This is a genomic window from Carboxylicivirga agarovorans, assembly GCF_050589845.1.
GTDB lineage: Bacteria > Bacteroidota > Bacteroidia > Bacteroidales > Marinilabiliaceae > Carboxylicivirga > Carboxylicivirga agarovorans.
In genome coordinates, this window is record NZ_JBNGPA010000015.1 from 24,801 (window position 1) to 50,885 (window position 26,085).

Genomic DNA, 26,085 nt, shown 5'->3' on the forward strand with positions numbered 1-26,085 from the left:
TCAGATGAAGAAGTTAGGACTAGAAGCTAAATTAAATATTTACATATTATCAGCTTTTATTGGTGTTTCAATTATCGCCTTAGGTATCATCGGAAACAATACAATGAACAATTCTCGGCAAAACGCCAGGGCGTTTGCAGAATTGAAAGGAAAAGAAGAAGCCTCGAAGATTAAAAACCACTTCGATTATGCCATGCAGTCATCCCAGACTGTAGTTGAAGCAATTAAAGCACAAATGCAGGACGGAAAGCCGTCACGAAGTTTGGTGGCTCAAATGTTGAAGAATGTGGTTGGAGCAAACAAACATTATTTTGCATCATGGACCTTATGGGAACCCAATGCATTCGACGGCAAGGATGATGAGTATGCCCAAAAATACCAACAGGAGATAGGTTACTTTTCTGCATCATACTATAGGGATGGAGAGCAATTGCTACCTCAGGATTTCAGTTCCGGAGAAATACCGACATTCTTGAGTTCAGATTATCTGGACGAATTAGAAGCGTATTACTATACGGTACCTAAAAACACAATGCAACAGTATGTAGATGACCCTGCGGAATATAGCTATACAGGAGATGATAAAGATATGGTTCACCTCGTGTCGGTTGTTGCACCAGTGATATCGGAAGGAAAGTTTTTAGGAGCTGTTGGGACAGATTTTGATTTTGCTACATTAATGGAATTAAATAATGCAACTAAAATCTATGAAAGTGGTTTCTCAATGATTGTAACCCATAACAATATGATTGCCGCACACCCCAACCATGATTATCTTGCAGCATCATTGGATACAATGATTAGTGGTTATACAAACGCTCTAGGTGACTGTATCCGTAAAGGGGAGTCCTATTATTATGAAACTGTTTCTGAGATTACAAATAAAGAGGCTATTCGCATTTTTAGTCCTGTTATTATTGGTAGTACAAATGCTCCATGGTCAGTGATGATAGAAATACCGATATCAGAAGTGATGGCCGATGCGAAGAGAACAGCTTGGATCATTTTTATTATTGGAGTGATTGGGGTGTGTATTGTATTTATCATTACGCATTTGATTTCACGAAAAATAACACGACCAATCATTCACGTCGTTGATACGATGCGGGACATAGCAGAAGGAAACCTGGAAACAAAAATCGTGAAATCCGGAAGGCATGATGAAATAGGAACGCTAGAGCAATCATTAAAATCCATGTTGTTCAAATTAAGGGAAGTCGTTCACTCAATAATCGAAGGAGCTGAGAAAATCAATACTGCGAGTCAACAGTTTAGCAATATGGCAGAGCAAATTTCACATGGTGCAAACGAACAAGCTGCATCTGTTGAAGAAATATCATCAACCACTGAAGAAATAGCTGCAAATATTGAGCAAAATACTGATAATGCACAGCAAACCGAGTTAATCTCTTTAAAGGCTCAATCTGGCATACAAGGCGTTTCTGCGCGATCCAATGAAACCATTAATGCCACACGTTTAATAAGTGAAAAGATTGATATAATTAATGAGATTGCTATTCAGACAAATATATTGGCCCTTAATGCCGCTGTTGAAGCTGCAAGGGCAGGGGAGCATGGAAAGGGATTTGCTGTTGTTGCTGCTGAGGTACGCAAATTAGCAGAAAACAGCCGTGTAGCAGCTGATGAAATTATGAATCATTCTAGAAGCACACTAAACATGGCAGAAGAAGCAGGTCATAAAATGAATGAAATGTTGCCTCAAATTGAAAAAACAACTCATCTTTTACAGGAAATTGCTGCTGCCAGTCGAGAACAAAAAAGTGCAACCGGACAAGTTAATGCTGCTATTCAGGAATTAAATAACATTACTCAGGAGAATTCGTCTTCCTCAGAAGAATTGGCTGCGTCTGCTGAAGAGCTGGCTAGTCAATCTCGTAATTTGAATGAATTAGTAGCTTATTTTAAGATATCGAATACTGCAAAATAATATTGGTTTGAGAATAGTATTTATTTTGAACTAGAATGAGAAATACTTGATCCCCGAGTATGTTTAAATTGAATTTAAACGTAAGTTCATTTAACAACCCCAGGGATTCAGATAGCATACAATCTGAATCCCTTTTTAAAATTCTATTATACCTCAACATTCAATTAAATAACCTCCGGATACTTTCAATGCTATTGTTTCCAATGGCTTGTTTTCATGTCTAAAACCAAATGTTTTTTTATAATGATTTAATTAACATCTGGCACATAACGTAGATAATGTTGAATAAGCTGCAATCGTTTCAAGTGTTTGTATGTTAGTGAATTTTTAGGGGCAATTTGGGGTGTTATCGTACTAAGTCTTTCTGTCATCAGAACAAACATAAGTCAAATAGTATGGGCTAGAGTTATTAAAATTTTAATTTCAATATTCGCAGTTGGATTATTCGCCAGCAGATTAAGTGTCACATCCCGTATCAGTAATGATAGGTATGGAATACTAGAGGAAATACCTGGTAGCAAACGTATCTGGCACGTAGAATTCGAAAGTCCTGCAACAACTATAATATACATCAAATGTCTAAACGGAACAGCAGTAAGTCTTTACGGGATATGCTCATGTGCCGATCATTCCCATTTTTGAACCATACGATAAAAGTAGAATCACAAAACGAGAGGTATGAAACAAATGAAGTTATTCATAGAAACTAGTGAATTTGTTGTCAGTTTAATATATTCATCATGTAAAAAGAATGTTGATTTTCTGGCAACGGACTCTAAAAAAATGATTATACCAGCTCTGTCTTTAATACCACCATAGTTTTGAACAAAATACATTAAATATCTTATAAAAAACTTTGTGCAATGTCACTTTTTAATGGATAAATTATCAGTTTGCTGGAATTGTTATTTAAGAGTATGAAGAAAAAGGGTGTGGTGGATATTGCCAATTTTTCTAATTAGGATTTTAATTTGCGCAATTTATACAGTAAACATGCGTTAGTAGGAAATGCGAAAAAAAACTTCCTATATTTGGTTCAATAAAGAACGTAGGAGGCTCTTAAATATATTATTGGTTGACTTGAATCGTTCACAAGTAAAATACTAAAATTTGTTTTTATATAATCAAGGACATAATAGCTAATTATGGTACACTCGTTGACAAATAATAATTTTGAAAGTGAAAAAGGCCTTAAAATGCTATTTAATACCTTATACAATCCCTTGGTTAACTATGCTAATGGCTATCTTGAAAATATTAGTGAATCTGAAGATCTTGTTCAGGATATTTTTGTGAAGATTTGGAATAAGTCGATTGAAATAAAAGATAACCGAAAAGTAAAGTCATTTCTATATACAACTGTTCGCAATCGCTGTTTAAATCATATTCGTAACATAAAGCGTCAGAATATGAAATTTGAAGAGTATGTTTATAATTCGGAAAGTGAAGTTTCAATAGAAGAAGATATCATTCGGGAGGAATTTTATAGCGAAATATATAAAGTCATAAATGAATTACCTTCACAATGTCAGAAAATATTCAAGTTATATTTATCAGGGTTAAAGAATCCCGAAATTGCTGAAGAATTGGGGCTTTCAATAGAAACTATAAAAACACAAAAGAAGAGAGCGAGGAAACAATTAAAGGAGCGACTAGGAAGGCTAAAATATCTTTTTTTACTATTTTCTATAAATTTTTAATAATTACGTACCCCCCTTTGTTAAAAATGGTGTAGTAGTATTGAAAGACGTTAAGTTTTTACGATATGAAAAACCATCAAAGCGATAATATATCTGCACTAATTGTCAAGTATGTACTTGGTAATATTAGCAATGAAGAGCATAAAGTTCTAGAGTCTTGGCGTAATAGCTCTGTCAGAAATGAGAAGCTGTTTCAGGAATTGTGTAATGAAGAGAACTTAATTACACGTTTGAAAAACTATCACTGGAGTGATGTAGAAAAAGCATATCATTTGGTTAAAGCCAAAGCAAACAATAGTAGAAAATCGAGAGTGAAAACAATCAATTGGCGTATGGTTTCTTCAGTTGCTGCTGTTTTTGTTGGAGTACTATTGGTCTTTAGTTATTTATTTTTTCAAGATGTTTTAGATAATAATAGACTGGCAGATAACAAGGAGATCGGACCAGGTAAGCAAAGTGCTGAACTAATTTTAAGTGATGGAAGTGTAGTGAAATTAGGAACAACGCTAGATGCAATTCTAGAGAAGGATGGGACTCAGGTTTTCGCTGATTCTGGATCAATTCAATATTTAACAGATGAGGATGGAGGGTCAGAGTACTTGTACAATGAGGTTAGAGTTGGACATGGAGAGGAGTTTCAATTGATACTGGCGGATGGAACTAAGGTTTGGTTAAATTCCATGTCGAGTATTAAGTTTCCGGTTCAGTTTTCTGATAAGATACGATCTGTAGAAGTTATTGGTGAAATATATTTAGAAGTAGAACATGACGATATAAAACCATTTATAGTGCATACACCTATTTATGATATTAGAGTTTTAGGCACGGCATTCAATGTGAGTTGTTATGCAGATGAAGAAATGGTGCATACAACCCTGGTAGATGGTAAGATACAAATTGATAATATTTTAGGAAAAGAGGATGAAATTTTTGTGACACCGGGCCAGCAATTTGTTTATGATAGAACAGATAATGGTGTTTTTGTGCAAGAAGTTAATACCGCAAGTTATGTTAGTTGGACCAAGGGTTACTTTCAATTTAGTAAAAACAGTTTAGATGAGATGTTTATTGAATTAGCAAGGTGGTACCCAATAGAGGTTGAGTATGCTACAGCTGACGTTAGAGAGAAGTTGATTACTGGTAAGTTACCCCGATTTGAAAATATTGAGACCTTATTGAACTTAATTGAAAAGATTAGTGAAGTCGAATTCGAAGTTGTTGAAAATAAAATAATTGTAAAGTAAGGATATCTAAAAGAAAGCAGGAAAACTGCGACCTTCTCCTGCCTTCCCATGGATAAATCCATTACTAAAATTTGTAATCAGTGCGAAAGTATGAAAAAAAAGCGTAAATGCCTTGTCGGCTTTCTTTTAAGCCGAAGGCGAAATTGGATGATTATGAAAAACATTGTAATGTTTCTGATAATATGTAATGTACATCTATCCGCTTCTGTATTAGGGCAGAAAGTTACTCTAAAACTAAAGAATGCAACACTCAATGAGTGTTTGCAATCCATTGAAAAGCAGTCAGAGTTAGGTTTTCTATACATGGGGGAGGATTTATTTGATATAGATGGCATAAGTATACATGTTGATGATGTTGACGTAAAAGAAGTGTTGGAGCAGTTATTGGAAGAAAGAGGCTATGAATATTCTATTGAAAGTAACATTATTTTGATCCAGAAAAAGCAGATATCTCAAATTAATCAGGAAGTGTCACAAAATCAGGAATATATTCTTGTTGAAGGGAAAGTGACGGATACGGATGGATTGCCAATCCCAGGTGTTAATGTGGTTTGTATGGATGTTGGTATTGGTGGAATCACCAATATGGATGGTAATTACTCTATTAACCTTCCCAATAGTGAGGGGCTTGAATTACGCTATTCTTCTATAGGAATGAAAACAGTTACCCTTTTAGTGAATAATCAAACTATCATTAATGTGGTGATGGAAACTGAGGTAAGCGATTTAGACGAAGTGGTAATTACCGGTTTCTTCGAACGTAAAAAAGATACGTATACGGGGGTGACTAGTACGGTCAAAGGAGAGGAGTTATTGCAGTATGGTACAGATAACGTATTGGAAAGCCTGAACCAACTGGATCCTTCCTTTAGAATTTTGGAAAACAACCAGTTTGGTTCTGATCCTAATAAGTTACCTGAAATTAGTTTCCGCGGCGCATCGTCGTTTGAGAGTGCACTGGACGATTCAGAGCTTAACCTGTTAAAGACTGATCCTAATATGCCCACATTTGTGTTGGATGGATTTGTTGTGTCCTTGCAAGATGTCATAGACTTAGATATGAATCGGGTAGAGTCTATTACCATTCTTAAAGATGCAGTAGCGGCAGTGGTTTATGGTTCATACGCCGCAAATGGGGTGTTTGTTATTAAAACCAAAGACCCGGAGGTTGGTAAAATGCGTGTATCCTACAGTGGTAATTACAAGGTAAATGTACCTGATCTTAGCTCGTATGATATGTTGAATGGAGAAGAGTTGCTGCGTTATCAGGAAAATCTGGGTTTATATAGCCAAGATTGGGATGACAGACACCAGTTTGATAATTATATGCAGATCAAACAGTGGTTATACGAAGGCGTTGATACAGATTGGAAAAGCCAAGCAGTGCAAAATGCCTTTACTCAGCAGCATAGTTTAAATCTGAGTGGAGGCGATCAATCAGTTCGTTACGGTTTAGGTGCAAATTATAGCGATGATAAAGGGGTGATGAAAGGTTCATATCGAAAGAATTTTTCAATTAATATGAATTTAAATTATTATGTAAGTGAGAAATTTGATTTCACCAATCTACTGAGTTTTAACAGCAATAAAGCTAATAATAGCCAATATGGAAGCTTTAGCGATTATTTAAGCTTACCCAATTATTTTCCGTTATACGATACAAATGGCCAAATATATGAGCAGTGGGGAAGTAACGGGCGTTGGGGGAATTTATTGCGAACCAATCCTTTAAAAGAAGCTGAAGTAGGTAACTTAAATCGGTCAGAGTATACCAATATGGTGAATAATTTGGCCTTAAACTGGAAAATTACACAATCCTTGAAACTAACAAGTCGTCTGGGGTATAGCATCAATAAATCGAAAATGGAAGATTTTTTGTCGCCGAAGTCCATTAGTTATATTGATAGCCAATTACCAGTTGATGACAGAGGTGAGTATATGATTAATAACACGAAAAGTGAGAATATCTCCTTTAACTTGATGTTGAATTATACGTATCGTCATGAGAATCATGTGGTCACTTCAACGGTTGGAGGTACCATTTCAGAAGCTAAATCCATCTCAGATGGTATGGTCGCACAGGGCTTTAGTAACGATCGCTATTTCCCGTCTTTCGCGAAAGGTTATGAAATAGGAGGTATTCCACAAGGAACTGAAGCAACAGTACGAACAGTGGGCTTCCTTGGTAGCGTTAATTACTCCTTCCGTAATGTTATTTTGCTGGATGGTGCCTTTCGTATGGATGGTTCGTCGACTTTTGGAACCGAAGAAAAGTTTGCGCCTTTCTTTAGTGTGGGTACAGGATTTAACCTAAGTAGTACCGATTTTGTTAAGAATATCACTTGGTTAAATACATTAAGAATTACAGGGAGTTATGGTGAAACAGGGTCTATCTCATTTGCACCTTATCAGGCCCGCGATATGTTTAGTTATTATGCTGATGCCCGCTACCTCGGACGTATTGGCGTAAGTTTAAAGGCTCTTGGTAATGAATCCCTAGTGTGGCAAACAACCAAGTCAAAAGAAGTGAATCTTCAGCTTTCTCTTTTTGATGATTTGTTTGATATCACGGCCAGTATCTACGATCGCCGAACAGTTGATATGATTGCGCCTGTAACTTTACCTTCATCATCAGGTTTTAAAGATATGACCAGCAATCTGGGAGAAATGTCAAATCGGGGAATCGACTTTAATTTCCGTTCGATAATTTATAAGAATTCGAACTCAAACTTGATTTTTACCTTCTCAGGTGGACATGTTAAAAATGAAATCATGTCCATCAGTGACGGCTTAAAATCATATAATGAGCGACTGGAAGAGGCTGCTGGTGAAAATACTGGTAAAGAGTACAACTTCACGTCCCGTTTTATAGAAGGACGATCGGTTGATGATTTGTATGCTGTGCGTTCATTGGGCATTGATCCGCAAACTGGGCAGGAATTATTTTTGGACAAAGATGGTAATCCAACCTGGGAATGGCGATCTGAAGATATGGTAGTTGTGGGTAACCGGGCTCCAAAATTGGAAGGTAGCATCGGTCTCAACTATACCTATAAACGTTTTTCAGCATCAGTGTCGAGTATGTACCGATTAGGAGGAGTGGCTTACAATCAAACCTTACTTGATAAAGTTGAGAACTCCGATAAATGGATGAATGTGGATCGTAGAGCACTTGAATTGACGTGGCAACAACCGGGTGATATTGTTCCTTTTAAGGCCAATGCTGATGGTTCAACCACACAAGCCAGCTCGCGCTTTGTACAGGATAATAACCAGTTTCAGTTGATGACCTTAAACCTGCAGTATCGGATTAGTAAGGAATGGTGCAGTAAGTTGCTAATGAAGTCGATGAGTGTGGGTGTGGCCATGGATGATCTTTTGTATGTATCTACTATTGAGCGTGAAAGAGGCACTACCTATCCGTTTGCCCGCTCTTTTAGTTTACGTTTAAATGCCAACTTCTAAAAAATAACTGATGATGAAACGATTAAACTTGATACTATTACTGACAGTCTTTATAATGAGCGCTTGCTCCGATTGGCTGGATGTACAACCGCTTGGGGATATTGAAGCCAATGATCAGATCAGTTCTGCCGAGGGATTTATGGAGATATTGGATGGAGCTTATATTGGTATATCTAAAGGTGAACTATATGGCAAAGAATTGACGTATGGATATCTGGCCGAAGTAGCAACCAATCATTATACTTCTGAACTGAATACGCTTCATAATTATGAGGATGCCTCTAAATATGGGCGCAGTGATAATATTTTTATTAACGCTTACAATGTAATTGCCAACCTCAATTTTTTATTGGATAATATTGATGCAAAACGGGACTTATTCACCGAAGCCGATTATTTGGGAATAAAAGCTGAGGCAAAAGCCATTCGCGCCTTTATACATTTTGATTTATTACGGGCGTTTGCGGTTAACTATAGCGATTCGCCTGAATCTAAGGCAATCCCTTATGTCGATGTGTTCGAAAAAAGGGTGTTTGAACATGTGAGTGCCAGCGAGGTTATCCAAAAAGTTTTGAAAGATTTAGATTATGCTGAACAAAACCTAAAGCTTGTTGATCCAATTGTAGGGCTGGAGTTTGAGGAGGAAAACGCATTATTGACAGTTCGAAAGTATCGCTTTAATTACTATGCCATCCTAGCAATTAAAGCACGTATCTATCAATATATAGGTGAGCCAGAGAAGGCTAGCCAATATGCGCAGCAAGTGATGGAAAATTTCCCTTACGAATGGACAAGTACTGAAGATGTACTGGAGGATCAGGTGTTTTTTAATGAAAACATATTAATACTGAATGCTTACCAGTTGTATGCAATGGCTTCGAGTGATTTTGGTGGTGGAAAGTACACCACCGGTGATCAATTCTACGAATATGGTAAAACCAAAATATTTGATGTTGTAACCGGAGGAGCTGGTGCCAATGATGTTCGTTATACTTACTGTTTTACCTATGATGTAAATGGTAATAAAAATATCTCTACGAAATACAATAATGAATTTGTGGTAGGCATGCCGTTGATTAAGATATCGGAAATGTTTTTAATTCTGGCTGAGAATACACTGTCTTCAGACAAAAGTGCTGCCATCGCTCTATTGAATGAGGTAAGAAGCAGGCGTTCTGTACAGGCGGTCAACGAATCGGCTACAGAAGAAGAAGTAATGGAGGAAATTATCAAGGAGTTCAGAAAGGAGACGTTCCTTGAAGGACAATACTTCTTTTTAAATAAACGATTAATGTCGACAACACTGCCAGCCTTGCACTACGATGATCTGCTGGTTGACCAATCTGTTTATACCTTCCCGTTACCGCAAAATGAGATTGAATTTGGTGATGGTTCACGCATATAAAAGAAAAAAAGATGAATAAGTTAATTATAGTTAGTTTAGTTATCTTACTGGCAGTGGTTTCTGCCTGTAGTATTGATGAGATCGAGACATTTAGTTCGGAGGCATACGTGTATTTTCCTATTGAAAATGAACGCCTTGAAAATATTGATGATTTTGGTTATCTGGAAAAGAACTACACCTTTATTTTCGAATCAGAGCAGGCAGTCTCTGAAAAACTATACGAATTACCAGTGAAAATAGCTGGAGCTGCGATTGATAAAGATCGGAAGATCGCTTTCGCCGTAGTTGACTCCTTAAGTTCGGCAAAAGAGGGCGTGCATTATGAATTGGTTTCTGAAACAGAAAGTATTATTCCTGCAGGAGTCGTGGATGGAACCATCAAAGTAATGTTGCTAAAGACAGCAGAGATGGACGAAACAATGTTTGATTTGGCCATTAAAATTATCGATTCCGACGATCTAAAGGCCGGACCACAAGATGCTATTATTATCAAATATTCTAATTTCTTGTTGAAGCCGAACTGGTGGAACACATGGACTCTTGGTGAATTTACGATAGCAAAGTGTGTTCTTTGGCTCAATTTTATGGGCGTTGACGATGGTTCTGACCCATGGGCTGTTGAACCTTATATTATTTGGAAAAAGAATAATGCGGGTGATGATATCCCTTGGGCAAATGAAACAGCTCGGAAGCAATCGGTACAAATGTTTGTATTATGGTTGGAAGAAGGGGATGAGAATGGTGATCCCTATATTGATGAGAATGGAATGGACGTAGTTGATACGATTTAAAAGCAATGACAATGAAAAAGATTTTAAATATAGTAGCTGGATTTCTCGTATTACTATTTGCAGTGGCATGCCATGATGATATGGGGAATTACGATTACAATTATATGGGTGATGTTTATGTAACAAACTTTGCCGATGCCAATTTTTCCTATAAATATGGTTCCCAGATTCTCATTGAACCAACTATTTTAACCAACATTCCGGAAAAAGAATTGGGCTATATGTGGTTACTTAATGTCAATGGTTTGCGTTTCGATACCTTGAGCTTGGAGCGAAACCTGGATGTGTTGGCTCATTTTGAGACCAGCAGTGTTGAATTCAGAGTGATACACGAGCCTTCGGGTGTACACTATACTTTTGGAACGCAAATAACCGTGTCAGAACCATTTTCATCTGGCTGGGGTTTTCTGAGCAGTACCTCAAGTGCAGGTGAGTTCAGTTTTTTATCTGATGTAGAACGGGGTGTCAATAATACGATTTTATGGGAGTACTATCCAATGGTATATCAAAATGTTAATGATGAATCATTAATGGCTAATGTACATACGCTTGGTCATAATGGCGGTTTTGGTCAATGGATTATTACTGGCGATGATGAAGGCTATATTTTAAATGCCGAAAACATGGAAAAAGAAAATATGGCCAGTGAGTATTTTGCTGCACCAGAATATCTCACTTCGTCATTTAGTCCCGCTTATATAGGTTTTACGGATGATGAGGTATCAAAAAGTATTCGTTTTATAACTACGGGAGGCGATTTATTTGCGGCGACACAAATTAATTATGGTTATCCGTTTGATTTTTATGCACCCATAAGTGGTGAGCATTATATAGGCGATAAACTAACAAGGGTTGGAAATGATATGGTTTACTTGGTGTTTGATGAAGCAACCCGCCGTTATTTGTATGTTAACCTACGAAATTCTAATGCCAAATCGCAGGAAGTATTAAAGGTTGATGGCACACCCGATGCCAGTGATATTGATGTGAATAACCTGGGAATGGATTGTGTGTATCTAAAGTATGCGGGTATCTCGTGGGATAAACCAGCCATCTATTCCATTTTGAAAGACGATAATGGTGCGTTTCACTTGCACGCAATGGATACAAATGTTAGTGGACCTTGGGATCCTAATCCCTATGATATTCGTATTAACAGTGTTCAGAATATAGATCCTAAATACATAGATGATGATACAAAAATATTTATACCGGACGGAACGAAGAATATGTTTTTTGTGAAAGGTAATCAAGTACATGTATATGTTGGCAGTAATAATGTATTTGTCGAAAACTGGTATGAGGCAGATGATACAATATTGGATTTCTACTTTACCACTTCGGGTGAATTTGCCGTAGCCTTGTCTGATGGCGAAAACAGCCTTGTTGAAATACGTTCGACAAAAGACCAGACTGTGATAACAACTGTGGAGGTGAATGGAATACTAAAAGATATGGTAAGAATTTAATTGGAACAAACGACTTTTTGCAAATAGCAACTAAATATTTAAGAAGAAGATGAGAATAATAATTTATGTATGCCTGATTGCAATGCTAAGTGCATGCCAAACAGGACAAAAGGGCTATATTATTGAAGGTGCATTATCTGGTTATGAAACAGATAGTTTATATTTCTATGATGAGCTGGATTGGTTGTCAGCCAATACGATTAAAGTACCAGTAGTGGATGGCAAATTTCGATTCGAAGGGTATTGTGAGGCACCAGTACGATTAAAGGTATGGGGTGATAAACCATCATTTAACGAGGCCCCACCTCTACTAGGTACTATTTTTCTTGGAAATTATCATTATAACATTGAGGTTGGTTTTAAGAAGTTAAAGGTTGAAACGGATAATCCAGATCAGATAGTACATGCGAAGCTAATTGCGATTATAGACAGGGATGAAGCTGCAAAAACCATTAAAGAGCATTTGGATTCACCGGCGGCTGTTAACTTCTATTACAATAATAGGGCGCGATATGATGATAACATAAAACAAGTTGCTGAGAGTTTTACTGGCAGGGCCACTAAAGTCCCTGATTACACACGTTTAATGAATATGGTATATGCCAAAACCGGAGTAAAGGAAGGAATGGATGCGCGTGATTTGACTGTATATGGTATTGATGGTCAACCGGCTCGTTTATTGTCTGACGATGGTAAAGCGACACTGGTGTACTTTTATAACCCCGAAGGTGACGATCACTATCCTTATAATCATATTAAGAAAGCTTACGAAAAGTATCAGGGTAGTAACATCAATTTCAAAGGTTTTTGCATGCACGTTCGTGACCAGCGTTGGATTATGGATGCAGATTATTGCGAGATACCTTTCCCCGTGTATGGTGGGACTGATGATAAAATTAACCGTATTGAAGAACAGTATGGTGTACACGTTTCTCCATCTGTCTTATTGGTCAATAAAGAAGGGAAAATCATTACCTGCTTACCTTGGTATAAGATCACAGGTCGTCTGGATGAAATGATTGAAAAAGCATTGTAACAATTATAGATAGTTGTTCTTAATAAAATGAATTTGTCACGCTAGAAGTTAACAAGGCATCATATACAAGAACCAGATGAAGTAATGAGCTTAAAGGGGGTTTATAAGAGCTCAGTTAACCGTGAAAAAAAATACAAAAATGACAAAATATACAGTATATATCGCAATATTAATTTTTTCACTTGTTTCGTGTAATGGTGAAAAAATACAGGTTGAAGGCCATGTGATCAACTCAGATGGAAAAAAGGTTACTCTGGAAATTATGGATGGTGCACGACGTGTGGTTATTGCTGAGTGCGCAATTGTCAACAATCAGTTTGACCTGACTGGTAAACTCGAAAAAAGATCTGTATTAGGTATTTACATCGATGATGATGTTTTACCTGTTACTAAATTAGAAGCTGCTGGAGGTCATAAAAAAGTGGTTGTCGATCACCAAAAGCTAAAGAATAATTACACAGAAGGACGTCGTATTTTTAATCTTCAACGCACTTATCGTCAGCATGGTGCTGTGTTTAATAATCAACTGGATGAGTTGAAGACAGAGATTCGCATCAAAAAGAAAATGGCGAAATCTATTTATGAGAAACAACAGGCCGAAAAGGAGTTTAGTGTTAAAGAGGCGGCTTTACGAAATAAACTTGATGAATTAACGATTCAGGCTATTCGCGATAACGCAGATACCGAGTGGGCTTTATTCAAGCTGGCTGCTAATGCTGCTATTTTTGATAAAAAAGTAGTATTGGAGTTGCAGGAGTTATTCCGAGACAAATTTAAGGATCATGATGCCTTTGGTACCATCGAACGTTTGATGAAAATTCAAATGACTAAAATAGGTGATCCGGCAATTGGTTTCACCATTGATAACGCACAAGGACAAAAGGTGTCGTTAGCCGACTATAAAGGAAAAGTAGTGATTATCGATTTTTGGGCTTCATGGTGTAAGCCTTGTCGTGCGGCTAATCCGATGATGGTTGAATTGTATAATAAATACAAGGGTAAAGGACTTGAAATTATTGGTATTTCTTTAGATACAAATAAGGAGTCGTGGTTACAAGCTGTTAAGCAGGATAAATTGCCTTGGGAACAATTATCAACATTGGAAGGTTTTGAATGCCCGGTAGGCTTTAAGTATGGAGTAACCGCCATACCGCACTTATTTGTAGTTGACAAAGAAGGAATTTTGCGCGGTAATAGAGTGCATGGTCCTGAATTGGAAGAGCTGATAAACGAATTATTATAGAAAGGTTTGGGTTAGAGTGTAAGTGGCTTTAATAGCCAGGGATGAAAATTGCCGTCAACGCTGCGTTTTGTCGGCAGTTTTCTTTCCCTTAAGACTAACAATTAGCTATGGATTAATAAACTTAAAGAGATGATGATAAAAAAAAAATATCTGTTGATGTACCTTTTGGTGTTTATGTTGGCGGGGTGTAATTCCAAAGCTGAAAACATTGACCTGAATACAGTTGAGCATTATTCTTCGGATTTGGTGGTGAATGATCGAAGCATTAACGAGCACTTTGTCGAAGGTGCCACCCGTTTACTTCAATCAGGCGATTATGTCAGACTTGAGGAGTTAGCTACTCAACTGATGAACATCACTAATCATGCAGAATTAAACATTCAAACCCCTGATACAACTTACACCAGTTACAACGATCTAAAGAAATCAACGCTGGTAATTGCTCAGATGTATGAAATGGATAACCAACCGGGATTGAAACTGAGCCCGGCCACCGGCTTTATTATCGATGAGCGTGGCATATGTGTGACTAATTACCATGTGTTCGAAAAATTGGGCCAACCCATGCGTGGAGCTAAGTTGTTAACCGCCATGGATTATGCCGGTAATATACTGCCCATAGAGGAAATCCTGTGTGCCAGCGAAAAGCACGATATAGCTGTATTCAGAGTGAAAACCGGAAATACAACTTTGCAGGCTATCCCATTAAGTCATACTCAGGTAGCTGTAGGTGAGGAGATGAACCTGATATCGCATCCTATTGGTAATTATTATGAGTTTACCCGAGGTTATGCAAGGCGATATTTTATAAGCCGCGAAACAGGAACTTTGCGCTTAACTACCAGCGTGCCTTTTGCGGTCAGTTCAAGTGGTGGCGCCATGTACAATAACAGAGGTCAGGTTGTAGCTGTGGTATCTTCTACCTCGCCATATATAGGGGGAAGTGGCGATCACCGTATGATACAAATGGTGAATTACGAAACCATTCCAGTATCCATTTTGCGAAGAATGGTGGGGCTGGATAAATAACTGCGATATAAAACCAAGACTTTCCTAATGAGGAAAGCAAATTCAATAATTATTTTTAAACTAAAAATTGTAATCATGAAAAAGATTTACGGATTAATGATGGCATTGCTGACTGTGACGGTAATGCAAGGTCAAGTAACCTTAACAGAATTAAATGATAAAAATGGAGATGCTGTTAAGAATCCTTATTACTTTACTGAGTATAATGGCAAAGTATATTTTCAAGCTAGTGGACAATATGGTCAGGAATTATATGTTACTGATGGGACTCAGAATGGAACAGAAGTGATTGATATTTACGAAGGTAGTTATGTTGTTACTAAGAATGTTTATGATGAAAATTCGAACCTGATTGGCACGGAAGATGTTACCTATCAAAATGAATCTTCACCATCAGGTTTTTTCATGTATAATGATGAACTATATTTTAGTACTATCATGAGTGATGAAAATGGTGCTGTAGCCAAACAATATAAATATAATTCTACTACTGGTTCGTTAACTGTTGTTGATGAAACACAGAATTTTAAAAACCCAATGGTTGTTGGTGAAAATATCTATTTTATTAATGGAAGTAATAATCTGGTAGTGTACAGTGCTGGTTCTGTAACAGATGTTCCAAGTACAGGTCAAACTCACTATGCCGATAAAGCCATTTATTACAATGGGAACATCATCTTTTATGGTGATGTTGATGGTTCTGAAGCTACAACAGGTTACGAACTTTGCAAGTATGATATCGGTTCAGAACAGTTTGTTTTCGTGGCAAATATTGATAATAATACATATGGTCCGGGTTGGGCACGTGATGCTTTTATTGAGAATTTTACAATTGTAGATGATAAGCTTTATTTTTCGGGCGATTATAATGATTCATGGTTGTGGGAAACTGAAGGTACGGAAATAACTACTGTAAAAGTTGACCTTGCAAATACAATTACGGGCACAGATAATTATTATGTTTGGGGTGGTAAGATTTACTTCAAAGGTAATGATGGTACCGGTCAATTATTTTCTTATGATCCGGATGAAACCAGCCCTAGTTTAACAAACCTTAGTAATTTTGATGGTTTCTCATCAACAAACCATAATCCAATAAACTTTTGCGAGTACAATAATGCTTTATATTATCAAGGAGCTAATGGTAGTGAATTAGCTTTGTATAAAACGGATGGTAGTGGTATTTCTCAAGAAAATGCAAGTTTGGAGATGTATTCTGCAATTGGTAAGCTTGGCGACATACTTTTAGTAAATGGACGTGAAGCAAATGAAGATAAGTTGTTTGTTTACGCCCCAACTCCTACAGCCATTGTAGATGAAATTTCTGATAACGCAATAACAGTTTCGCCAAACCCATCGTATGGTTATGTACATGTTGAAGGCATTGAGTCAGCTATGGCTACTTATGAGCTTTACGACCTAAGCGGTAAGTGCATTGAAAAAGGTGTGATTGGTTCATCAAACCAAATTAACTACAGTGTAGGTGCAGGTATGTACATATTAAAAGTGGTAGATACTACAAATACAAAATTAACCAAAATATTGGTTAAGTAGTTTGCTTTTCTGAGCCGGGGATTATTGGTTTTGCCCCGGCTTTTTCACTTAATTGCAGAGCTAAAAGCACTGATTATATTAAGAAGACCTATCTTGTTAGTTCAATATTGATAGAATTATCTATGCTTCATTCGTTTCACTATTTCTTGTAGGTAAATACAATATTAAACTATAATAATACCTTTTTAATGTAGGTATTTTTATGTAAGCATATTGTGATTTTATATACATAAAATATTCTTTCAGTGTGCTAATAAATATAAACAGATTATGTGCGATGTTGACTTATACTAATAATCGATTAGAAATTACCCAAGGAACAAAGGTAGATTATATTACCATATTTGATAAAACGGGAAATCTTGTACTTAATACTCATATGGTTGAAAAGAACTTTGTGTATAAATATGAGGGAAATAGTCTTTTAATTGTCGTTCTGAAATTACGAGGTAACTTGCTTAAAGTATTCAGGCTTGATCCAACGGAAGAAATTAGATTTTGTTTTAACTAACGAGTTATTTCAAAATAAAAGGGAATCATGAAAGCCGGACAGTGATTCCCTTTTTTATTTTCGTAATAATTTACATATAATATTATAAGATTGCTTTATTTGAATGTTTCTAATCATATTAATGTCATCCTTTTTATAAATGAATTATTCCGGCTCATTATTTTTAATATAAATCAATATGAAGAATACCGTTGTAACAATAATACTTCTATTCATCATTCAATTGTCAAAAGGACAGGGAATTAAATTTGAGAATATAGATTTAAAACAAGCTTTAGAACAGGCCAAAAAGAATGATAAATTAGTTTTCCTTGATTGTTATACCAGCTGGTGTGCGCCATGTAAATTATTAGATAAAAATGTTTTTACACAAGAAAAGGTAGGAGATCTATTCAATTTGCATTTTATCAATATAAAATTGAATATGGAACAAGAAGAGTTGCGTCCTTTGGCTCAAAATTATCGTATAAGTTCTTACCCCACCTTATTATTTCTTGATGCGAATGGTAAGATGCTACATAAAGTTGCTGGTAATATGAAAGCTGAAGATTTATTGAATTTTGCTCATATTGCCATAAGTGAGCCAGAAAAACAATTAAATACACTCAATAAACGTTATAATGAAGGTGAACGTGGAATAGTTTTTATTTTGGACTATATGGAGACCCTTAAGTATGCTTCAGAAAGGACTATGATGGTTCAAGTAAGTCAGTCGTTTCTTAACGAAACTGAAAAAAGTGCATTTCTGCAAGCTGAAGTTTTCGATTTTTTACTGCTTTCAAAAGCACTTACATACAAAAGTGATGTTTATAACTATATTGTAGATAATAAAGATACTTTATACGCTACTAATGGTATTGGTAAAGACAAATTCAATCATGTAATTTGTACCTGTATCAAAAGCCATTTGCAGAATCAAGCCAGAAATCTGGATATTGATGAATTGAAAAACGTAGTTGAGCAAAGCAAAACAGATTTTAAACTTTCTAATCAGTTGATGTTTGAGGCTGAGTTATTTGGCAACTGGTATTTGCAGCATCAGCAATACGACAATTGGATTAATCAAATTAAGACATCAGCTAACGCCATGGTTGCTGTTAATAAAGAAGCTGCTTACCTGTTTCTGATTCAAACAACATATCATATATCAAAAGATCCTCTTTTTAAGACCATCGATGGTGCTTTTGATGAGGGTATCATTTTATTATTGAAAGCTCAGGAAATTGCAGGTGATAAGATTAGCCATTATTATGGTTTAGCTAATTTGTACTACTTAACTGGCAATAAGGCTAAAGCACTTGAAAGTATTAAACGCTATGAACATATTAACCAAGAGCATAAAGGACAAATACCAGAGCATTTTTTAAAATTGAAAAGTAAGGTTGTAGAAATGTAAAGTAATATTTTTTGACGTATGTGGATGTATTTATGTGACTAGGCGTTACCTAAACTATTTGACAATTATGTTCTAAGTTAAAATTGAAAAAACTCGGGTTAATAGCTATTCCACGCTTAATTTAAGCGAACTAGAATTAATCAACTGTTATTTAAAATTATTTGATATGAAACAATTACAAATGGTTGTATTTGCTACAGCTCTTTTATTATTATCGGCTTGTTCTGATAAAGCTCAAAACAAAAAGATAAGTACTAACGAAATTAAGAAAGAAGAGCTTAAAGGAATGGTTTTCTTAACAAAAAAAGAGTTCATCGAAAAGGTGTGGGACTTTGAATCGAATCCAGATGAGTGGATATATAAAGGAGATAAACCATGCGTGATTGATTTCTATGCAGATTGGTGTACGCCCTGCAAAAGAGTGGCTCCTCTTCTTGACCGGCTTTCTGTTGAATACAAGGATGACATATATGTTTATAAGATTAATGTGGAAAAGGAACCCGAGCTTGGCGAAATTTTTGAAGTTAAAAGTCTGCCTTCATTTGTATTTTGTCCTCAGGAAGGATATTATCAAATGATAGTAGGAGTAAAGACCAATGAAGAAACCCGGGAGAAATTCAAATGGATAATTGATCAGTTTCTCCTAGGAAAGTAATGGCAGGTAGTTTGATGTATTGATTATGAGGTGTATACTAGTGAGTATAAAAAATAGTGTTCTTTGAAATTCAGACTAAATAGCATGCTAGCAATTTTCGAAGGGATGGCAATACCAATAAAACACATTTAGTATATTATACATGCAAAATATCGATGCGATGAACTAATTCAGTGCTATTGGTCTCAACTGTCGAATGGTTTATTGTGAAGAAAAAAAACACTGTGCTCAGGCAGTCATCAATTCATTGAACTTGCGCTTGCTACTTTATCAAAATGAGGAATTTATTCCGAAGAGTTTTTTTTGTATTAAAAACCAATAGCGTCCTAAACGTTTTATTCCATACCTCGAAACGACTTGTTACGAAAGAGCCTCAGCTGATGAGCCATAAAACAAGGTTGTTTGACGCTTAAAAATCGTTTTCTGTGTGAGCGAAGCGAGTTTAAACGATTTCAGTTAAAGAACCGTAGTTTTATGAGTGAAGCAGGTGCAGCCTTGATGCTTTTTCCTTAGTTTTTGTCATCAAGAACAAAAAGTAAGTCGGGTTTGGGCGAAGCGCCAAAAATATTTTGGACAACATTGATTAAAAACAATTACTTTTACTTTGATTTATGTGATTGAAAGTAAGGTAATAAATGAGAGTATAATTAAAAGAGTTTTTTTAGCATTAAGATGGTATTGAATCGAGCGATATAAGTAGTGTTTTGCTAAAACTGGATTGGATGATAAAGTTATTCATATATATTCAGATTATTTGTTTTAGTATTGTGATATCATACGGGCAGTCAAATCGTGTTGATAGTCTTAGCAACGAACTTAAAAATGCCAAACATGATACAACACGTGTTAGGTTGTTAAATGAGCTAACAGTCATTTCTTTTAAGGATTCCGCCACAGCATTTAATTACTGCAGAAGCGCACTTGATATTTCACAAAAGCTAAATTATATCGAGGGGCAGGCTCTTGCTACTTATTATATTGGCTCAACTTACCTTGTAAATGGCGTTTATCCGAAGGCCATTAAATACTATAAAGAATCACAAAGCTTATTTTTACTTGAACAGAACGATTTTCGATTAATGAAAACGCATCTCAATATTGGTTCGGCCTATTTTTACATGGGACAGAGAGATAGCGCCATTACCAATTATCATCATTCATTAATAATATGCCGGCAAATCGGAGATACAACTCATTTACTTATGAATTTGGAGAATTTAGCCACCTTATATGACTCAAAAGAGGAAGAATATAATGCTATTCCATGTATTGAGGAAGCTATTAGAATTAGAGAAAAACCAAAGTATAGTAATGGCAAAGCGAATCTGTTATTGGTCAAAGGTAACATCCATAACTCCACTGGTGATTTTGAACAAGCGTTATCCGCCTTTCAGGAAGGATTGACTTCAACGGAAAAGCAAAAAGATAGTACCATGATGGCACTATTTTACTACAGTATTGGTTTTGTTCATGATAAATTAAATAATACGGCGGAGGCATTAACCTACATTAAAAATGCCCTTGAATTGAACACTTTAAGAGGTGAAGATTCTAAACAGATTTTATGTCTCAATGGATTGAGTACTATGTATGTTAATCAAGGGGAAGATTCACTGGCTTTAACGTGTTTAAAAGAAGCTAAACAAATAGCAGAAAGAATTAATAGTGATGTCGAGAGAGCAGATGTACAATATTCACTGGGGCAATACTACTCCGATAAGGCTCCGCAAACAGCACTGAGTTATTATAATAATGCACTTGAGATAAGGCAAAAAATCAGGCTTTTACCCGAGGTAGCCAGTTGTTATGCTAGAATTGCTGATGTTTATAATGCATCCAATCAATTTAACTTAGCACTCGAAAATGCCATGTTGGCTTATGAAATTAGAAAAGATCATGCTCGAAAAGATCAATTAATAAACTCCTTACAACAGCTTGCCAATATATATGCTTCGCTCAAAGATTTTAAAACCGCCTTTGATTTTCATGTTCAATATAAAGGTTTGCAAGACAGTATTTTTAGTAATGAAAAAATAAAGGCAATTACAGCCCTGGAAATGCAACATAAATTTGATAAAGAAAGGCAATTGGCTCTATCTGAGCAACAAAAAATGGAGGTTGTTAAAAATGAAGAAGATAAGCGGCAACGACTGATAAGAAATACTTTTGTGGGAGGATTTATAGTGATGTTATTAATCGCATTAGGCGTTTTTAGAAGTTATCAGCTAAAGCGAAGAGCCAACCAGGAACTTGCCAGGCAGAAGAACGAGATTAAAAAACAGGCTGATGAGCTTAAGGTTGTTAACATTAAGCAGAAAGAATTGGTTAAAATAAAGGACAAGTTCTTCTCAATTATAGCGCATGATTTGAGAGGGCCTTTAGGCAATCTGTACAATTTAGGAGAATTACTTCTATTAAGCCATGAAGAACTTCAGGATGAGCGCAAGAAAGTTATGATGGAAGCCATCGTGCAAGATGCGAAAGCATCGTATGGGTTATTGGATAACTTGCTCAATTGGGCATGTTCTAATTCAGATAATTTGCTGGTTACCCCGGTTAAAATTGGAGTCAGAGAAATTACAAATGAAGTAATTGACCTATTAGAAAATACCGCAAAATCTAAGGAGATTGAATTAATAAATGCAATAAAACACAATTGGTGTATCTATGCTGATTATAATATGATTAGTACGGTGTTGCGTAATTTAATTGCGAATGCTGTAAAATTTACTCCTGTTAATGGACGGGTAGAGATAAGTGCAGAGCTTGATGTCGATATTGTGAAAGTAACCGTTACTGACACAGGAGTGGGAATGAGTTCGGAGGTGATGGCTACTGTTTTCGACAGGAGCACCATGTACTCAACACCTGGTACCATTCGGGAAAAAGGAACCGGATTAGGATTAATCCTGAGCAAAGAGTTTATTGACAGAAACAAGGGTGAAATCGGCGTCGAGAGTCAGGTAGGGGTTGGAACTAAGATTTGGATTAGCTTGCCTCTCGGAAGTTCCTAATAAGGCAAATGTTTATTGACTGTGAGCAATGCTGTAATATACTAATTCATGTTCATATTAATAACTGTGTGTGATGTTGTTCTGTATTGTCCATGCCATTTACTTCGCTGATTAGGTGTAAAATGTAGTTAAAGGAATGGTCAATTAAATTTATATTCGAAATTAATTTAGTATAAATCGAATTTAATATGAGTTAAAGTTGATTTTAGATTGAATCAGTACGATGATGTCCTATCGGTATGGTTTATAGTATGTGTCTAAAAGGCACATCAGATTGTCTGAAAAGGTTATTGGAAGGCCTTTGTTTGCGCCATCTTTGAATTGTCAAAAACATAGTAAATAATTTAAAGATAGAGTCATGAAAACGTTTATTAGCAGTATCATTTTGTCAGTATTGCTCATTTTACCTTTTGAAAGTACGTGTGCTCAAAAAAAGAATAAGAAAGAAAAGCGCATGGAGCAATTTACCGAAACTAAAAAGCTTGTTGATAGCAAGCAATTTGTTTTTGTGCCCGACAGGGCATTTCCGCAAGGAGGCCGTTCCATTGATTTAACCACCAATTATGGGTTCATTAATATTTTGAGCGATGAAACAGAAGGCGATATGCCATTTTTCGGAAGAGGCTTCACGGTACCTTATGGTGGTGATGGCGGTATTAAATTTGACAAAACAGCCATATTAAATGAAGAAATCGAGCTGAATGAGAAAAAAATGCGATTAAGTTATAGTTTTGAAGCCAAGAGTAAGAATGATCATTACCGCATTAGAATGGATATCGGATACAATGGCAGCACTTCTGTTAGTGTTACTAGCAATAATCGTAGTCATATCAACTACAATGGTGATATTACAAAGTTGGAATCAAAAGGCGACAAAGAATAAGAAGGCTATTTTCTAATAAAAAAAAGGGTGCTTACCAAAAGTGTAAGTGCCCTTTTTTGTTTGTGTGTGTCTTGAATGAAAGTCCAACGGGTGAAAGTTGTCTTGTATATGCACAAGGGGGACGTCCCATAGGTGGATATAGCCTGTGCATAAATTAGAACAATGCAGCAAAGGCGAAAAGAGTTAAGTATTGATAATTAATGAACCGCCGTATATGTTGCTTATTTGAGATACCTGTGACATTTTAATAAAAGGAAGGAGCATAGCTCGCGTACGTATGATGGAGCCTGCCTGTCGACAAAGGAAGGTAGAGGTTCTCCGATAGCCTATTTGCTTATCGACTATCTACTTGATTGATATTGGGAAATTTTGAAATACATTACTAATGGTTGCTTTTTAAGATAAAGCAACCATAAAATCAGCATATGATTTGTTGTTATGGGTGTATCATTTTGAATGGAATTGCGGATTTATGATATTTCATTATCTCGTAGTAAATAAATACTAAATCGCAGTATGTCAGATTGAAAGGATTTATTTTTGCAAATCGGAGGATTGATAAATATTATTACTAAATGGTTTTTGATAGAATAGAAATTAATCTTTTTTTAGATTTAATTGTTTATGTTTTAGAATAACTGAGTTGAATAATAATAACCTTAAATTTTTTATATGAAAACACTGCAAAAAAGTTTGACTGTATTAGGGATAGCATTATTAGCATATGCGTGCTATCCTGGTGGAGCAGAGTATTTAGAGGAACTGGATACATCTATTTCTAAGTATGATCCTGGCTATACATGGAACGATCTGGATGGAAAGTATTATTATTTGCCTGATGAAATATTACATATCAAGGATGGTGAAGAAGTTGAAGATCCAGATAGAAATTATGATGAAGATATTCTTAATCAGGTTAATCAACATCTAGCTAATCTGGGGCTTGAACCTGCTGTTGCCGACCAGGACACATCCTTAGCCATTGCCATTGCAATTATTGAACAAAATAATTACGGTGCAGCCTGGATTCCAGGTGGAGGCTGGTGGGGTGGCTGGTATCCTTGGTATCCAGGCTGGGGCTGGGGAGGTTATTATCCTTGGTACCCTGTTTATTACAATTATAAAACCGGTTCGGTTGTTATTGAAATGGCTGATCAAACATTAAAAAATTCAGATAAACCTCCTTTGGTTTATGCTGGCTTTTTAGATGGTTTGCTGCAGGGTAGTCAGTCAAACATTGGTGCTCGCATCGAGCGTGGTATAGATGAGCTGTTTGACCAGGTACCATTTTAAGACACTTATTCCTCAATTAAATTAATAGACATGAAGTTATTAAATTCTTTATTTATAGTAGCACTGACTTTTGTTAGTATAGGGGTAAGTGCGCAAACTAAAACAAATGTACATTACGGTATGGCTTTGCCTTTGGGTGATACCAAAGACTTTATTAATCCGACCAGTTTCAGAGGAGCTAATTTTGAATATGAGAAATTCGTGAAGCCTGAGGTTGGAGTTGGTTTTTTCATTGGCTGGAATACATTCTATGAAGCGAAAGAAAGAGGTACTTACCCCATCGAAAATGGAGCTATCACAAGTAACCAATATCGCTATCTAAATGTTATACCTATTCATGCTACCGGGAAATACTATTTTGCAGGTGATGATGCAGGTGTTCGCCCTTATGTCGGCTTTGGGTTTGGTACGTATTATGTCGAACAGCGTAATGATAATGGTTTGTTCTCGACAGCTGATAAAGGATGGACCTGGGGATTAGCCCCTAAGGCTGGAGTTATGATTCCCATAAATTATAAAGTAAGTTGTTCGTTGAGTCTCGATTATAGTACATCCTTTAAATCATCGGACCTTCCTCAAAGCAATTGGTTCGGCATCAACGTTGGTTTAAGTTGGGATCACTAAAATGGTTGAACATTAAATGAATTGAGCAGGCTACTTTGAGCCTGCTTTTTTTTTGAGTTGTATTGTTTGTTAATAAATGTGAATATATTGACGGTTTAGTTTAAATAGTCGAAGTTCTCTATGTGTTTGGCATATATAATTCAAAAGAATAACTTTACCCAACCGTTGTATAAAGGATTCAACACAGAAGATGTTTACGAATAATGATTTTATAGCTTTTAAGCAAGGTAATGAACAAGCCTTTAAAGCAATTTTTGATTGCTATTACAAAGGACTATTTTTCTTTGCAAAAAAATATTTGGCTGATGATTCTGAGGTTGAAGATTTATTACAGGAAGTATTTAGAATACTGTGGGAAAAAAAAGCTACGTTAAAAGACGCGTTAGCTTTAAAAACATTTTTGTATGTAAGTACTAGAAATAGAGCATTAAATATTATTCGTCATAATAAGATAGTTACTGAACATCAAAATGAGTTTATCGCTAAGGTTGGAGACCTATCATACTTTAAAAATCAGTTGATTGAGGAGGAAACTTATCGTTTATTAATCAATGCCATTAATGAATTGCCTGCTCAAAGTCAAAAAGTTTGTAAAATGCTAATGAATGGGGCTCGCAATGTTGAGATTGCTGAAGTGTTGGGGATAACGACAAGCACCGTAAAGTACCATAAGCAGCAGGCATTTTCCATTTTGCGTGAAAAATTAGGTGAACAAATACTTATTTTACCAGTGCTCGTCGCTTTATTTGAATCTTGTCAGTAAAAAAATCAAAAATTCACTGTCCTTTTTTTATTCTCGCGTTTCTTTATTGTAAATGTGCATTG

At 36.0% G+C, this 26,085-nt stretch carries 18 protein-coding genes; all 18 read left to right on the forward strand.

The window, feature by feature from the left end; genetic code table 11:
• Window positions 1-4 precede the first annotated feature (4 nt).
• The 18 genes from ACRD69_RS15130 to ACRD69_RS15215 all read left to right on the forward strand — a co-directional run bounded on the left by ACRD69_RS15130 (window position 5) and on the right by ACRD69_RS15215 (window position 26,023).
• Entirely contained in the window at window positions 5-1,948 is a 1,944-nt protein-coding gene (locus ACRD69_RS15130; RefSeq protein ID WP_430815945.1) for a methyl-accepting chemotaxis protein, read from the forward strand.
• Between the two features lie 1,196 nt (window positions 1,949-3,144).
• A complete protein-coding gene (locus tag ACRD69_RS15135; RefSeq protein WP_430815946.1) occupies window positions 3,145-3,648 on the forward strand; it encodes an RNA polymerase sigma factor in 504 nt (167 codons plus the stop codon).
• A 65-nt stretch (window positions 3,649-3,713) separates the two neighbouring features.
• Window positions 3,714-4,892 carry a FecR family protein gene (locus ACRD69_RS15140; protein ID WP_430815947.1) on the forward strand — a complete coding sequence of 393 codons (1,179 nt, stop codon included), beginning with the start codon at window positions 3,714-3,716 and terminating at the stop codon, window positions 4,890-4,892.
• A gap of 153 nt (window positions 4,893-5,045) precedes the next feature.
• The gene (locus ACRD69_RS15145) at window positions 5,046-8,357 is read left to right on the forward strand and encodes a SusC/RagA family TonB-linked outer membrane protein (RefSeq protein ID WP_430815948.1); all 3,312 of its coding nucleotides are present in this window, start codon (window positions 5,046-5,048) and stop codon (window positions 8,355-8,357) included.
• A gap of 13 nt (window positions 8,358-8,370) precedes the next feature.
• Window positions 8,371-9,762: a RagB/SusD family nutrient uptake outer membrane protein gene (locus tag ACRD69_RS15150; RefSeq protein WP_430815949.1), complete on the forward strand. Its 1,392-nt coding sequence runs from the start codon at window positions 8,371-8,373 to the stop codon at window positions 9,760-9,762.
• A gap of 11 nt (window positions 9,763-9,773) precedes the next feature.
• The gene (locus tag ACRD69_RS15155) at window positions 9,774-10,553 is read left to right on the forward strand and encodes a DUF4843 domain-containing protein (protein ID WP_430815950.1); all 780 of its coding nucleotides are present in this window, start codon (window positions 9,774-9,776) and stop codon (window positions 10,551-10,553) included.
• Between the two features lie 11 nt (window positions 10,554-10,564).
• Entirely contained in the window at window positions 10,565-12,022 is a 1,458-nt protein-coding gene (locus tag ACRD69_RS15160) for a PKD-like family lipoprotein (RefSeq protein ID WP_430815951.1), read from the forward strand.
• Window positions 12,023-12,071: 49 nt separating this feature from the next.
• A complete protein-coding gene (locus ACRD69_RS15165) occupies window positions 12,072-13,058 on the forward strand; it encodes a TlpA family protein disulfide reductase (protein ID WP_430815952.1) in 987 nt (328 codons plus the stop codon).
• Window positions 13,059-13,197: 139 nt separating this feature from the next.
• Window positions 13,198-14,301 carry a redoxin domain-containing protein gene (locus ACRD69_RS15170; protein WP_430815953.1) on the forward strand — a complete coding sequence of 368 codons (1,104 nt, stop codon included), beginning with the start codon at window positions 13,198-13,200 and terminating at the stop codon, window positions 14,299-14,301.
• Between the two features lie 129 nt (window positions 14,302-14,430).
• Entirely contained in the window at window positions 14,431-15,330 is a 900-nt protein-coding gene (locus ACRD69_RS15175) for a S1 family peptidase (RefSeq protein ID WP_430815954.1), read from the forward strand.
• Between the two features lie 75 nt (window positions 15,331-15,405).
• A complete protein-coding gene (locus tag ACRD69_RS15180) occupies window positions 15,406-16,884 on the forward strand; it encodes a T9SS type A sorting domain-containing protein (RefSeq protein WP_430815955.1) in 1,479 nt (492 codons plus the stop codon).
• Window positions 16,885-17,573: 689 nt separating this feature from the next.
• Window positions 17,574-18,791 carry a thioredoxin fold domain-containing protein gene (locus ACRD69_RS15185; RefSeq protein ID WP_430815956.1) on the forward strand — a complete coding sequence of 406 codons (1,218 nt, stop codon included), beginning with the start codon at window positions 17,574-17,576 and terminating at the stop codon, window positions 18,789-18,791.
• Window positions 18,792-18,957: 166 nt separating this feature from the next.
• Window positions 18,958-19,446 (forward strand): thioredoxin family protein, encoded by a 489-nt coding sequence (locus ACRD69_RS15190; RefSeq protein ID WP_430815957.1) that lies wholly within the window; start codon window positions 18,958-18,960, stop codon window positions 19,444-19,446.
• A 722-nt stretch (window positions 19,447-20,168) separates the two neighbouring features.
• A complete protein-coding gene (locus ACRD69_RS15195; RefSeq protein WP_430815958.1) occupies window positions 20,169-22,460 on the forward strand; it encodes a tetratricopeptide repeat-containing sensor histidine kinase in 2,292 nt (763 codons plus the stop codon).
• A 358-nt stretch (window positions 22,461-22,818) separates the two neighbouring features.
• Window positions 22,819-23,343, forward strand: coding sequence for a DUF4251 domain-containing protein (locus ACRD69_RS15200; RefSeq protein ID WP_430815959.1), 525 nt, complete (start codon window positions 22,819-22,821; stop codon window positions 23,341-23,343).
• A gap of 672 nt (window positions 23,344-24,015) precedes the next feature.
• Window positions 24,016-24,636 (forward strand): DUF4136 domain-containing protein, encoded by a 621-nt coding sequence (locus ACRD69_RS15205; RefSeq protein ID WP_430815960.1) that lies wholly within the window; start codon window positions 24,016-24,018, stop codon window positions 24,634-24,636.
• Window positions 24,637-24,666: 30 nt separating this feature from the next.
• Window positions 24,667-25,260, forward strand: coding sequence for an OmpW family outer membrane protein (locus ACRD69_RS15210; protein ID WP_430815961.1), 594 nt, complete (start codon window positions 24,667-24,669; stop codon window positions 25,258-25,260).
• Window positions 25,261-25,450: 190 nt separating this feature from the next.
• The gene (locus tag ACRD69_RS15215; protein WP_430815962.1) at window positions 25,451-26,023 is read left to right on the forward strand and encodes an RNA polymerase sigma-70 factor; all 573 of its coding nucleotides are present in this window, start codon (window positions 25,451-25,453) and stop codon (window positions 26,021-26,023) included.
• The last annotated feature ends 62 nt before the right edge of the window (window positions 26,024-26,085 follow it).